Below are 12895 nucleotides of genomic sequence, written 5' to 3'. Positions count from 1 at the left end.
ACTTAACCTACTTATAACATGGCTTAAAAACACCCCAAATTTCGTATATAACCCCATAAAAAAGCCCTCAATTTCTTGAGGGCTTTTTTAGTTTTATTGGTATTCTGTTAAAAGGAATAGCTCAATCCCAGTGTCCAATATGTTTGTAATTCATTGTCGATGGTGTCAAACGTTGCCGTTGGATCTGGTGTTGGTGCATTGTTGACGATGTAATTCAATGTCTCTTGTTTGTTGTTTCGCAATCCAAAATCAAATCCAACGCCTATGACCTTCCATAAGGTGTAGGCAAAAGAGTTTGTCCAGGTCCAATTGCTTAAGTCTCCGCTTTCATAGCTTTGGAACATCGACAGGTTTGTTTTAAAACTTACTGCACCAATCTGTTTTGTATAATCTGCCACGATTTTTGCTCCCAAAGAAGAGTTGAAAATGGTATCCTCATCACTGAATACAAAATTATAGTTCAAGGGGTGGATTACCACAACAAGGTCTGCAATTGGTGTCCAGGTACCCCCGACCCCAACATCCAAATACCCGGGATCATTAAAGTTGCTCAAGATGGTAGTCCTGTATTCCCCTAGGGTAGAAACAGCGAACTTATCACTTAGTTTATACCCATAAAGCGAGGAGATATTGAATACATCGGTTGACTCCCGAAACCCATCATCATCATTCGGGTCGTCTTTGTCATCAAGTTTAACCCAATTTAAGTTAACGTTGGCCGAGTTTCTCCAAAAGAATTTTTCCTCTTGTTGGTTGGCAAAAGCATTGACCGTAAAGCCAATCGTTCCTGAATTGTTGTTTGGAATACCTTGCGAAAACCAATTATTGAATCCGGAAAGACTTCCTCCAATAGTTCCAAAGGCTCCAATTTTCCAACCTGGTAATGCATCCAATTGAGATTGGAGAGCATTTACGCGACCTTGAATGGCAGCTATTGAATCTTTTTTTGGGCCAATTTGAGCCTTAAGTTCTTCTTCTGTTTGAGCTTGCGCCGCTATTACTGCAAGAAATGCAGTAACTGCATAAAGTAGTTTTTTCATAGAATGGAGTTTTGTGTTTAGAAACGCAAAATTAAGAAATGTCACATTTATGTTCGAGGAGAATTATTTCTTCTTAAAAAGAGGGACAGCTGAACAAGCTTCGCCATACATCACGCTTTTTGCAACCTCTTGTATTTTGACCATAACCATGATATAAGCATTCTCTGGTACTGGTTTGTTAGCGCATCCTTTAATGATAACGGGCTTGTCTTTGAATTCGGAAATATCCAGGTCTGCGAGCACACTTTGGTACAGTGATGTTTCTAAATCTTCCAGACTCCCAACGACTACCTTTTTTGCATAGGGTTGTAGTTTGGATGCCACTAACATAAACGCCCACCCAGGAACAATGGCATCAGTGGAACAAGTTAAAGCAACATAGGTATCTTTATAGCTGGCCCAATCCTGTGCTTCTAAAGCATTTCTAAAGTCCTTTTCTCTTAGAATTATACCTTCTTGCAACCAGCCTTTAATATCCAATTCTTCTCTATGACCCTCTGGATATATTTCCTCAAGATCAAAGGTTATCAGTTTACTTTGTGCTACTCTGTTTATTATATCAGACATAAGAATTCAGATATCAGTTGTCAGATTTTGCTTTCTAGGTGTTTAATCAAACCATAAATGGTTTTGGAAATCTCCTCACAAATTCCATAAACTTTTTCAAATTCAGCATTATTTACATATTCAACATCCATTGCCAAATAAAGTTGAGATTTTACTTCGTAGCAAGAAGCTTGGGCAACATTCAAAAAATAAATAAACTCTTTATTTGTCTTTCTTCCATAACCTTCCGCGATATTAGAAGAAATTGAAATAGATGCTCTTCTAATCTGATCTCTTAAAGCAAAATCCTTGGAAAAAGCTACTTGTCTGGTTAATTCGTAGATTTCTTTGTTTAAGTTTCTTGCTTTCTTCCAAGAAATAATCTGTTCAAACCCCCTATTCATTAAATATTAATTTCTGATATCCGAGGTCTGATATCTTATTTCTCTTATAACATTCCCAATTCCAATTTTGCTTCCTCGCTCATTAACTCTTGGGTCCAAGGAGGGTCAAAAGTGATTTCTACCTCAACATCTTTTAATTCATCCAAAGATTTTACTTTTTCTTCCACCTCCACTGGTAAAGTTTCGGCTACTGGACAGTTTGGTGATGTCAAGGTCATTAAAATCTTAACGTCATTATCCTCATTTACGAAGACATCGTAAATCAATCCCAATTCGTAAATATCCACTGGTATTTCCGGGTCGTAAATGGTCTTGAGCACTCTTACGATTTTCTCTCCGAGTTCCTGTGTATCTATGGTAATTTCTTCGCTCATCATTGTGTTAATTTAATTGGGTCTGATAGGCTATAGCGTAAAGTTTCAATTGCTTTACCATACTTACCAAACCATTGGCCCTAGTAGGGGACAAATGCTCTTTTAACCCAATTTCATCTATAAATTCGGTATCGGAGTCTATTATATCTTGTGGTTTTTGGTTGCTGAAAGCCCTAATCAAGATGGCTATGATTCCTTTAGTGATTATGGCATCGCTATCTGCTGTAAAAACCAATTTGTCGTTATCCAATTCGGCATGTACCCACACTTTACTCTGACACCCTTTTATGATATTGTCATCCGTTTTATACTGTTCTTCAATCAATGGAAGGGATTTCCCGAGCTCGATCATATACTCATAACGCTGCATCCAATCATCAAACATGGAAAATTCGTCTACAATCTCTTCCTGTATTTCTGTTATGGTCATTTATACGTTTTGTTCAAAAGTACGATTCGGACAATTGTCAATCAAAAGCTTTAAGAGAAAGATAACTTCTTGTTACGCAAGCATATTCTTGGAGCGCTTAACGCCTTCAACCAACACATCCACTTCCTCTTTGGTATTATAAAAACTAAAACTGGCCCTTACCGTACCTGGTATCTGATAAAAATCCATGATGGGTTGTGCACAATGGTGCCCAGTACGCACAGCTATTCCCAACTTGTCCAAAATGGTTCCGATATCATAGGGGTGAATCCCTTCTATATTAAATGAAATAACTGAAGTCTTCTGCGCTGCCGTTCCATAAATTCGCAATCCATCAATCTTCAACAGCTCATCAGTCGCGTATCGAATCAGTTCATCTTCATATTGTGCAATAGCTTCAAACCCTATAGAATTCATATAATCCAAAGCTGCTCCAAAAGCTATTCCTCCACAAATATTTGGAGTTCCTGCTTCAAATTTATGTGGTAAATCGGCATAAGTGGTCTTTTCAAAGGTAACCTCTTCAATCATTTCACCACCACCTTGATATGGAGGTAATTTTTTCAGCCATTCCTCTTTTCCATACAATATTCCAACCCCCGTTGGACCACACATTTTGTGCGCAGAAACTGTATAGAAATCTACATCCAAAGCTTGTAGGTCTGGTTTTATGTGGGCCGCAGCTTGTGCGCCATCAATTAAAACGGCAGCCCCAACTTTGTGCGCGGCCTCAATAATTTCTTCAATAGGGTTTATTGTTCCCAGTGCATTAGAGACATGATTACAGAAAACCAGCTTGGTCTTTTCTGAAAGAAGGGCATGGTATTCCTCCATAATCAACTCCCCATTTTGGTTCATGGGAATTACTTTTAATACTCCACCTGTGCGCTCACACAACATTTGCCAAGGCACAATATTGGAATGGTGCTCCATGGCAGAAACCAAAATCTCATCTCCCTTCTTTAAAAAAGAAGAAAAACCATTGGCCACCAAGTTTATACTATGGGTAGTCCCCGAAGTTAGGATAACTTCATGCGATTTTGCAATGCTAAAATGGTGCTGGATTTTATGACGTGCAGCCTCGTACGCATCTGTTGCTTCCTGGGAAAGGGTATGCACTCCTCTATGAATATTGGCATTATACCCGTGGTAATATTCAACAATCGCATCGATTACCTGCTGGGGTGTTTGCGAAGTTGCGGCATTGTCAAGGTATACCAAAGGCTTTCCATTTACCTTTCGGTTTAAAATGGGAAAGTCTTTACGAATTGTTTGTATGTCCAACGATGATTGCACCATGAAAGCAGTAATCTTGTCTTAGTTGTATAGATTTCTTAGAGCTCAAAACCAACACGAACGCCAAGTTTGTTGGCAATGATCTTGTTGATGCGAGCTTTAAGCTCTGGTATGCGAACACTTTCCAGAACATTGTTGGCAAAAGCATACATCATTAAAGCTGTTGCTTCTTTTTTGGGAATACCTCTAGATTGTAGATAAAACAATGCGTCTTCATCCAACTGTCCAATGGTACAGCCGTGAGAACACTTTACATCATCGGCAAAAATTTCTAGCTGTGGTTTGGTATTGATTGTAGCCTTATCACTAATAAGAATATTGTTGTTCTGCTGGAAAGCATTGGTCTTTTGGGCAATTTTATCTACAATAATTTTTCCATTAAAGACTCCCGTGGATTTCTCTCCAAAAATACCTTTATAATCTTGGTGACTTTCACAATTGGGCTGTGCATGATGCACCAAGGTATGGTGATCTACATGCTGTTTTTCACCCAGAATGGTAACTCCCTTAAGAACAGAATCAATTCGTTCTCCGTTTTGATAAAAGTTGAGGTTATTTCGTGTCAATTTCCCTCCAAAAGAGAAGGTATGTACGCGAACAACACTGTTATCCTTTTGAGAGATGTATGTATTGTCAATCAATGATGCACTATCCCGGTCGTTTTGAACTTTATAATAATCGACAATGGCATCTTTGGCAGCAAAGATTTCCGTAACAGAATTAGTGAACACTTCGTTATCGGTTAAACTTTGATGGCGTTCTATTATTTGTACTTCTGCATTTTCCTCAACCACTACCAAGTTCCTCGGCTGTAGCATTAATGAGGCCTCGTTTCCTGTTGCAAAATGGATAATCTGCACAGGTTTTCTGGGAGCTTTGTTCTTCGGAATATAGATGTATGCTCCCTCCCTGCTAAAAGCAGTGTTCAAGGTGGTCAACGACTCATCTTTGGATGCCACTTTATTAAAGTAAAGTTCTATAATCTGACGGTACATGGGTTTGCTGAAAGCAGAGCTCATCAAACATACGTCCACACCATCATGGGTAGTCTCTGATAGATATGAACTGTATACGCCGTCAATAAACACAATTTTATAGGTATCTATTTCGTGAAGGAAATACTTTTTGATATCCTTATAATCCAGGGTATTTTCTTCTTTTGGAAAAACACTGAAGTCTATTTTTTGAAGACTGTTCAGTGAGGTATATTTCCAAGCTTCTTCTTTCTTGGAAGGAAAACCTTTTTCCTCAAAGTTCTTGATGGCCTCTGAACGAACTTCGTGCACAGGGTGGTCCAAATCCACATTGTTCTCAAATGCTATGAAAGAAGAAAGTAATTTATCTTTTAAATCCATTTTACATCAATTGGCATTAAACTACCGTTTCTTGCTTTATCCAGTCGTATCCTTTTTCTTCCAATTCTAAAGCCAACTCCTTAGTTCCTGACTTCACAATTTTTCCATCGTGTAAAACATGCACAAAATCCGGCACAATGTATTCCAACAATCTTTGGTAGTGGGTAATGACAATTATTGCATTATCCTTTCCCCTAAGTTTGTTGACCCCATTAGCCACAATACGGAGGGCATCAATATCCAATCCTGAATCTGTCTCATCCAAAATCGCCAACTTGGGTTCCAACATGGCCATTTGAAAGATTTCATTTCTTTTCTTCTCTCCTCCAGAAAACCCTTCGTTAAGGGAGCGGGACAAAAACTTTCGGTCAATTTCCAACATTTCCGATTTCTCACGAATCAGTTTCAGCATTTGGTTTGCTGGCATATCTTCCAGCCCTCTTGCTTTTCTAGATTCATTGATTGCCGTTTTCATAAAATTGGTAACGGATACCCCTGGGATTTCAACTGGATATTGAAATGAAAGAAAAATTCCGTTATGCGCTCTTTCCTCTGGAGACAATTCCTCCAAATCTTCTCCTTCAAGGATTATGTTTCCTTTTTTGATTTCAAACTCTTCCTTACCGGCTATGACGGAAGCGAGTGTGCTTTTACCAGATCCATTGGGGCCCATAATGGCATGAACCTCTCCTGCATTTACCTCAAGGTTGATACCTTTCAATATTTTTTTATCCTCTACGCTTGCGTGTAAATTCTTGATTTCTAACATTGTGTTCTTCTTCAATATTATTTTAAATAGTTGGGTGCTTTTGGTAATTTTTCAAAGTCACCTTTGGCATGCTGTAAGTACACTTTTGCTCCTTTTTCTTTTGCAAAGGTTTCAAAAGCTAACATACTGGCCTTAGTCTGTTCTACATCGGTATTAAAAATTGGCACTCTTTGGTGCTCCCTGTTTTCATAAAAGTGGTACATATCTCCTGAAAGAAGTAACGGTCCATGCTCACCTAAATCCAAATACAACACCTGATGACCTGGTGTATGCCCCGGCATGGATTTTATGACAACACTTCCATCTCCAAAAACATCGTGATCACCATTAATTTTTTGGATATTCTTTAATTCCTTAATGGCATTATAGTTATCAGCCCTGTTTTCTTGTGCTTCTTCGTTGGCAACAAAATCGAGTTCTGCTTCTTGAACGATCCAAGTAGAGCCTGAAAACACATTACCATGTCCGGTGTGGTCGAAATGAGTATGCGAAAAAGTGATGTAATCAATATCTTCAACCTTAAGACCAATACTAGCTAACTGATTGGCTACGGAATCTTTTCGAGAAACAGTAAAGGCTCCACCTGGGGCTGTAAATGGTTCGGGCTGACCAACTAAACCTTCTGGAAGTCCGGCATCCCACATTAAATTTCCTTTTGGATGACTAATCACATAAAATGCATCTGCAAATTCTTTTGATTGACCTGTATAGGTAGTATCCTGCGAAAAAAGTTCCAATCTGTTTGCAACTACCGTTCCACCGCTAAATGTATACAGCTTGACTTCGGGCTTAACAACCTCAACTATCTTTTCGTCAGTGGCAGTTTCTTTTTTTGCTTGTTTGCATGAAAAAGTGCCTATTATTAAAAGTGATGCTATTATTTTTTTCATCTTCTTCGGTTTAAAGAAATGGTTATCCAACTGAGCCTTCAAGACTGATTTCCAATAATTTTTGGGCTTCTACAGCAAACTCCATGGGAAGTTTGTTCAAGACCTCTTTGCTAAAACCATTTACAATTAAGGCAATGGCCTTTTCAGTATCGATGCCTCTTTGATTGCAATAGAAAATTTGATCTTCACCAATTTTACTGGTTGTCGCCTCATGTTCTATCTGGGCTGTTTTGTTTTTGGCTTCGATGTATGGGAAAGTATGTGCTCCACATTTATTGCCCATCAACAACGAATCACATTGTGAAAAGTTTCGAGCATTCTCAGCCCTGCTATTGACCTGTACCAATCCTCGGTAGCTGTTTTGGGATTGCCCTGCGGAAATTCCTTTGGAAATAATGGTACTCTTTGTGTTTTTACCCAAGTGAACCATTTTGGTCCCTGTATCTGCTTGTTGAAAGTTATTGGTAACCGCAATTGAATAAAACTCCCCTACAGAGTTATCTCCTTTTAAAATACAAGATGGGTATTTCCAAGTTACGGCCGAACCTGTCTCAACTTGGGTCCATGAAATTTTGGAATTTGTTTCACACAAACCTCGCTTTGTCACGAAGTTATATACACCACCTTTTCCTTCTTTGTCTCCAGGGAACCAATTCTGAACAGTCGAGTATTTGATTTCTGCATCATCTAAAGCTATAAGTTCTACCACTGCCGCATGCAATTGATTTTCATCTCTTGATGGTGCGGTACATCCTTCCAAATAGCTGACATAGCTGTTTTCATCTGCAATGACCAAGGTGCGCTCAAACTGACCTGTACCTCCTTCATTAATTCTAAAATATGTGGATAACTCCATTGGACAACGCACGCCTTTTGGAATGTAGCAGAATGAACCATCGGTAAATACCGCTGAATTCAAGGCTGCATAGAAGTTATCTGTTTTTGGAACTACGGTTCCCATATACTTCTTGACCAATTCTGGATGTTCTTGAATCGCTTCAGAAATAGGCATGAAGATAATCCCTTTTTCCGCTAATGTTTTCTTGAAGGTTGTTGCTACTGAAACAGAATCTACCACAATATCAACGGCTACATTCTGCAATCTTTTTTGCTCATCTACAGAAATTCCCAGTTTTCGGTACATTTCCAATAAGTCGGGGTCTACATCTTCCAAGGATTTATTGGGATCTGCTGATTTTGGAGCAGAATAGTAGCTTATTGCTTGAAAATCAGGTTTTTCATAATGGACATTTGCCCACTCCGGTTCTTCCATTTGTTCCCAAATACGAAACGCCTCCAAACGCCACTCCGTCATCCACTCTGGTTCGTTCTTTTTCTTGGAAATTGCACGAACAATATCTTCGTTTAATCCCTTTGGAAACGTATCGGATTCAATATCTGTATAGAAACCATACTCGTATTCTTTGGTTTCTAGTTCTTTTTTTAATTCTTCTTCTGTATAAGCCATACTTTCAATCGATCAATGACCATAGGTCAATTAACAATTTATAGTGAAAAACTTTCCCCACATCCGCAAGTTCGCTGTGCATTAGGGTTATTGAAAACAAACCCTTTCCCGTTCAGTCCACCTGAATATTCCAAAGTGGTTCCGACTAGGTATAAAAAGCTCTTTTTGTCCACAATGATTCGTACTGCGTTATCTTCAAAAACTTTATCGGTTTCTGTCGTAGATTTATCAAATTTTAATTCATAGGACAAACCACTGCAACCACCGCTCTTTACACCCACACGCACAAAATCTGTAGAAGCATCATAACCTTCTTCGGTCATCATGGTTACCACTTTTTGTCTGGCTGTTTCTGAAACTTTAATCATTCTTACTTGGATTTATTCTAAATAGCTTACAAATATATGGTATAAGTAGGGTTTTACCACATTTCCTAACATTATAATAACGAATAATCCAATAGGGGTTATCTATGGAAAGAGTGGGGCTTATTTTATTTTGATAATCACTAAATCTATCAATCCTTTTGATTGAAGCCCCGAGAAGTCATCACTGGCTGTTTCCCCAACTAGAATAAGGTTTCCTTCAGTGTTTTGAATGGCATCAAAACCATAGTCCAAACCGGACCCGCCAAAGGTTTCTTGATATTCAATGTTTCCTTCGGAATCCGTTTTAATTATCCAAAGGTCATTTTCACCAGAATTCTCAGTCGCATCACCATCAGTACTTTTAGAATTTCCTGCAATGACAAAACCTCCATCTGAAGTCAGGTTTAATCCTCGGGCAGCATCAAAAGCAGTTCCGCCATAGTTTTTTTCCCAAGCCAGGTTTCCACTATCATCAATTTTGATCAACCAAACGTCCGACTCTCCATTATTCTTTGAAATATCGGTGTCGGTGCTAAAAGTGTTGCCTGCAATCACATAAGAGTTATCGTTGGTTTTGGCTATACTATAAGCTTTGTCTATTCCTGAACCACCAAAAGATTTTTGCCAAAGCATCTCTCCTGTACTGCTTACTTTAACCACCCAAAAATCATAGCTTCCTTTGGAGTCGGTAATGTCGAAATCGTCACTTTCCGAAGATCCTGCCATAACAAATCCGCCATCATCAGCCTGCAAAACTCCATAAGAACGATCGTTGTTTGTGCCTCCAAAATATCTTCTCCATTCCAGATTTCCATCAGCATCCAGTTTTGTGCCCCAGAACTCACCGACACCATGACGTGTGAGGTAATTTCCTTTACCATTGTTGCCATCTCCCCCGGACGAAGTAACATCTAAAAAGCCTGAAAAGAAAAATCCGCCATCATCTGTTTGCACTACATCGTAGGAATGGTCGTGCCCAGAAAAACCAAAGCTCTTTTCCCATAGAACATTCCCATTATTGTCGAGTCGAAGAATCCAATTGTCATGAAAGCCTTCATTGTTACTTCCATCGCCATCATCACTCATCGCATACCCCACAATGGCATATCCTCCGTCAGAAGTTTGAATTACGGATTGTCCTCTGTCGTCCTTACTTCCGCCATAAGTTTGATTCCATAAAAGGTCGCCTTCGGCATTCAGTTTTAACAACCAATAATCATTTACGTTGGTGGTTTTCCCAACAATATCTCCATCAATACTATTGCTGAAACCTAGAACGGCATAACCCCCGTCACTGGTTTGAATTACGGACTGAGCAGTATCTTCCCCTGACCCCCCGTAGCTCTTGATCCAGTCCACCTCTCCTAAAAAAGTTGTTTCATCCATCTCAGGAGATTGGTTATCGTCATTGCTACACGATATCAGAAAAATCAATATAAAAATGCTAAGCAATTTTTTCATCACACGAGACCTAATTCGATTTCTGAAGAACAAATAATCCTGAATTGATGTCATTCACGATAATCTTACCACTGCTAAAAAATGGGTAAACACTCCAAACTCCATCAAATTGTGCAACATTACTTGAAGGGTAAGTATCGAAGAAAGCCTTCTCGGTAATATTTTCATTTTCAATGTCTGAAATGTCCAGCACCCGCATTCCAGCGGTATAGTTTGCCAGGAAGAATTCATCTCCAACCACATATCCATTATGGTCAATCGCACTTGTTGGGCCAATATATGTAGTATGTAATTGCGGGCTATCTAAATCTGTCATATCAAAAACCAAGGTGCGGGAATTGAATCCAAAATCTGTTTCATCCAATTCGTCTCCAAGAATAAAATAGCGCTGATCTTCAGTGAACCATCCTTGGTGTGTATAGCCAATATTACCGTATGTAAATGTGCTTATCTGCTGAGGATTTGATTTGTCCGTAATGTCTGCAATAGCAATAAAGCTTTCATTGGCCCCTATAAAAATTTCACGTCCAGCATAATCTGCGTCTGGTCCATTATAGGTAACCACTTGGGCATCATGGGTGTATCCGTTAGTGCCGTAACCTCCGACCCCGTTTGGACTTGTTGCAGTTTGAATATCTATAAAATGTACCCCACCGTTAAATGCATCGTTTCGGGCTGTTCCTACTGGGTATGCAAAACCATTTAGCTCGTTCACCACAACATTATGGGCATTTCCAATTCCTGTATATCGCGCATCTGAACTAAATTCTTGAGGAGGATTAGATACATTTCGCAATTTTTTAAGGTCGAAAATCTGCATGCCATGATTACTTGCTTCCGCAACGATCAAAGCAAAATCCCCATAAACTTTTACATCCCGCCAACCGCTTGAAACTGTTGCCGTTGGTAATTTTCCTAAATACACGGGATTTGCTTCGTCGGTGATATCCACAAAGGATGTGCCATTATCCATAGCTACTATGGCATATTCGTTATTGGTTGTTGGATCAGTCCACCCCCAAATATCATTGCCAGAGTTTCCGCCAAATGCCCCTAAATCCATTTGAAACAAAAGATCATATCCGTTGCAAGGGTAAATATCTGCCATTCCACTTTGACAAGGGGTGGCGTTTCGGGTGACATCACCGGTTCCAATATTAATCCCAGAGTTTCCACCCCCGTTTCCGGAGCCATTGTTATTTCCGTTTCCTTGATTATTGGAGGTGCCATCATCGCTAGAGCATCCAAGAAATACGAATGCTGCAAGAACCATTTGAAAAACAAATCTTGGCATGGTATAGCAATTTTAAGTTTTTATTAAAGATACAACTTATAATTATCCTAGTTATTTTTGCCGAATGCTAGAAGATAAAAGTCCTCAACGGACAGCCTTGGAACACATGGGAGAGTTTGGATTGATCCAACACCTGACCCAAAATTTTGAATTGAATCAGGACTCCTCTGTTTATGGGATTGGGGATGATGCTGCTATTTTGGATTTCAAAGACAAGAAGGCAGTAATCTCTACAGATCTTTTAGTTGAAGGTGTGCATTTTGATCTTAGCTATATGCCGTTAAAGCATTTGGGGTATAAATCTGTAATAGTTAATCTATCGGATATTTATGCCATGAATGCCATGGCTACTCAAATAACTGTTTCCATGGCTGTTTCGAATCGTTTTCCTTTGGAAGCTCTGGAAGAATTTTATGCTGGAGTCGCTCTTGCTTGTAAAATGTACAATGTCGATTTGGTCGGTGGAGATACCACCTCTTCAACCAAAGGAATGCTAATCAGTATAACCGCTATTGGAGTAGTTGAGGAAAAGAAAATCGCATTAAGAAGCGGTGCTAAACCCAACGACCTTTTGGTAGTCACAGGGGATATTGGTGGCGCTTACCTTGGCCTTCAAGTTTTGGAAAGAGAGAAAGAGGTGTATAAGGTAAATCCAAATAGTCAGCCAGATTTGGAACCCTATTCTTATATCGTGGAACGACAGTTGAAACCGGAAGCTCGAAAAGACATTGTTGAATTGCTTGAAAAATTAGAGGTTAAGCCGACGGCTATGATTGATATTAGTGATGGCCTTTCCTCAGAAATTTTGCATCTGTGTCAGCAAAGTGAGGTTGGTTGCAATCTTTTTGAAGATAAAATACCATTGGACCCCACTGTGATTTCCACCTCCGAAGAGTTTAAGATGGATTCGACTACCATAGCTTTGAGTGGCGGCGAAGATTATGAGTTACTTTTCACTATAGAACAATCTGATTTTCCAAAAATAAAGGCCAATCCTAACTTGACAGTAATTGGACATATAACGGATAAAGCAGAAGGAGCTCATTTGATTACTCGAGGGGATACTAAAATTGCCTTAACTGCTCAAGGCTGGAATTCATTCACAGAATAAAAAAATCCCGAAAACAAGTGCTTTCTTACTAAACGGTCTTGGGGCACGCGACTGAATAGAACGATCAGCTTTCTTAATCTTCGGGATAA

14 protein-coding genes are annotated in these 12895 nt (G+C 39.3%); 1 reads left to right on the top strand and 13 read right to left on the bottom strand.

The annotated features are described in order from the left end of the window. Window positions 1-107: 107 nt before the first annotated feature. From ACOKFG_RS03700 to ACOKFG_RS03640, 13 genes are all read right to left on the bottom strand, one after another. Window positions 108-1040: a DUF3078 domain-containing protein gene (locus ACOKFG_RS03700; RefSeq protein ID WP_298793052.1), complete on the bottom strand. Its 933-nt coding sequence runs from the start codon at window positions 1038-1040 to the stop codon at window positions 108-110. 63 nt (window positions 1041-1103) lie between these two features. Beyond that, window positions 1104-1607 (bottom strand): DUF2480 family protein, encoded by a 504-nt coding sequence (locus tag ACOKFG_RS03695; protein WP_299486890.1) that lies wholly within the window; start codon window positions 1605-1607, stop codon window positions 1104-1106. 20 nt (window positions 1608-1627) lie between these two features. Next, window positions 1628-1990, bottom strand: a complete 363-nt coding sequence (locus tag ACOKFG_RS03690) for a four helix bundle protein (RefSeq protein WP_298793049.1) — start codon at window positions 1988-1990, stop codon at window positions 1628-1630. A gap of 44 nt (window positions 1991-2034) precedes the next feature. Then, window positions 2035-2364: an SUF system Fe-S cluster assembly protein gene (locus ACOKFG_RS03685; RefSeq protein WP_190810868.1), complete on the bottom strand. Its 330-nt coding sequence runs from the start codon at window positions 2362-2364 to the stop codon at window positions 2035-2037. A 7-nt stretch (window positions 2365-2371) separates the two neighbouring features. Beyond that, entirely contained in the window at window positions 2372-2794 is a 423-nt protein-coding gene (locus ACOKFG_RS03680; RefSeq protein ID WP_298793047.1) for a SufE family protein, read from the bottom strand. Window positions 2795-2866: 72 nt separating this feature from the next. Then, on the bottom strand, window positions 2867-4093 hold the full coding sequence (locus ACOKFG_RS03675; RefSeq protein WP_298793045.1) for a cysteine desulfurase: 1227 nt from the start codon (window positions 4091-4093) through the stop codon (window positions 2867-2869). Window positions 4094-4128: 35 nt separating this feature from the next. Further along, on the bottom strand, window positions 4129-5445 hold the full coding sequence (gene sufD / locus ACOKFG_RS03670; RefSeq protein ID WP_298793043.1) for a Fe-S cluster assembly protein SufD: 1317 nt from the start codon (window positions 5443-5445) through the stop codon (window positions 4129-4131). A 16-nt stretch (window positions 5446-5461) separates the two neighbouring features. Then, the gene (gene sufC / locus ACOKFG_RS03665) at window positions 5462-6214 is read right to left on the bottom strand and encodes a Fe-S cluster assembly ATPase SufC (protein ID WP_298793538.1); all 753 of its coding nucleotides are present in this window, start codon (window positions 6212-6214) and stop codon (window positions 5462-5464) included. Window positions 6215-6231: 17 nt separating this feature from the next. Beyond that, window positions 6232-7104 (bottom strand): N-acyl homoserine lactonase family protein, encoded by an 873-nt coding sequence (locus ACOKFG_RS03660; RefSeq protein ID WP_298793042.1) that lies wholly within the window; start codon window positions 7102-7104, stop codon window positions 6232-6234. Window positions 7105-7126: 22 nt separating this feature from the next. Beyond that, a complete protein-coding gene (gene sufB, locus ACOKFG_RS03655; RefSeq protein ID WP_298793041.1) occupies window positions 7127-8572 on the bottom strand; it encodes a Fe-S cluster assembly protein SufB in 1446 nt (481 codons plus the stop codon). A 38-nt stretch (window positions 8573-8610) separates the two neighbouring features. Continuing rightward, entirely contained in the window at window positions 8611-8940 is a 330-nt protein-coding gene (locus ACOKFG_RS03650; protein WP_298793040.1) for a HesB/IscA family protein, read from the bottom strand. Between the two features lie 120 nt (window positions 8941-9060). Further along, a complete protein-coding gene (locus tag ACOKFG_RS03645; RefSeq protein ID WP_298793039.1) occupies window positions 9061-10401 on the bottom strand; it encodes a hypothetical protein in 1341 nt (446 codons plus the stop codon). 10 nt (window positions 10402-10411) lie between these two features. Beyond that, window positions 10412-11695, bottom strand: a complete 1284-nt coding sequence (locus tag ACOKFG_RS03640) for a choice-of-anchor B family protein (RefSeq protein WP_299486898.1) — start codon at window positions 11693-11695, stop codon at window positions 10412-10414. Window positions 11696-11759: 64 nt separating this feature from the next. Here ACOKFG_RS03640 and thiL point away from each other — a divergent pair, with 64 nt between their 5' ends. Beyond that, a complete protein-coding gene (gene thiL, locus ACOKFG_RS03635) occupies window positions 11760-12806 on the top strand; it encodes a thiamine-phosphate kinase (RefSeq protein ID WP_298793036.1) in 1047 nt (348 codons plus the stop codon). The last annotated feature ends 89 nt before the right edge of the window (window positions 12807-12895 follow it).

The sequence above is a fragment of the Flagellimonas rhodophyticola genome, assembly GCF_049332665.1.
Taxonomy (GTDB): domain Bacteria; phylum Bacteroidota; class Bacteroidia; order Flavobacteriales; family Flavobacteriaceae; genus Flagellimonas.
Note: the sequence above shows the minus strand (reverse complement) of the source record. Positions and strands in the feature narration are given on the sequence as shown.

Coding starts and splice junctions, on each gene's coding strand:
- sufC (WP_298793538.1), bottom strand. CDS start 6,214: ATGTTAGAAATCAAGAATTTACACGCAAGCGTAGAGGATAAAAAAATA.
- ACOKFG_RS03700 (WP_298793052.1), bottom strand. CDS start 1,040: ATGAAAAAACTACTTTATGCAGTTACTGCATTTCTTGCAGTAATAGCG.
- ACOKFG_RS03685 (WP_190810868.1), bottom strand. CDS start 2,364: ATGAGCGAAGAAATTACCATAGATACACAGGAACTCGGAGAGAAAATC.
- ACOKFG_RS03695 (WP_299486890.1), bottom strand. CDS start 1,607: ATGTCTGATATAATAAACAGAGTAGCACAAAGTAAACTGATAACCTTT.
- sufB (WP_298793041.1), bottom strand. CDS start 8,572: ATGGCTTATACAGAAGAAGAATTAAAAAAAGAACTAGAAACCAAAGAA.
- ACOKFG_RS03640 (WP_299486898.1), bottom strand. CDS start 11,695: ATGCCAAGATTTGTTTTTCAAATGGTTCTTGCAGCATTCGTATTTCTT.
- ACOKFG_RS03660 (WP_298793042.1), bottom strand. CDS start 7,104: ATGAAAAAAATAATAGCATCACTTTTAATAATAGGCACTTTTTCATGC.
- ACOKFG_RS03650 (WP_298793040.1), bottom strand. CDS start 8,940: ATGATTAAAGTTTCAGAAACAGCCAGACAAAAAGTGGTAACCATGATG.
- thiL (WP_298793036.1), top strand. CDS start 11,760: ATGCTAGAAGATAAAAGTCCTCAACGGACAGCCTTGGAACACATGGGA.
- sufD (WP_298793043.1), bottom strand. CDS start 5,445: ATGGATTTAAAAGATAAATTACTTTCTTCTTTCATAGCATTTGAGAAC.
- ACOKFG_RS03680 (WP_298793047.1), bottom strand. CDS start 2,794: ATGACCATAACAGAAATACAGGAAGAGATTGTAGACGAATTTTCCATG.
- ACOKFG_RS03690 (WP_298793049.1), bottom strand. CDS start 1,990: ATGAATAGGGGGTTTGAACAGATTATTTCTTGGAAGAAAGCAAGAAAC.
- ACOKFG_RS03675 (WP_298793045.1), bottom strand. CDS start 4,093: ATGGTGCAATCATCGTTGGACATACAAACAATTCGTAAAGACTTTCCC.
- ACOKFG_RS03645 (WP_298793039.1), bottom strand. CDS start 10,401: ATGAAAAAATTGCTTAGCATTTTTATATTGATTTTTCTGATATCGTGT.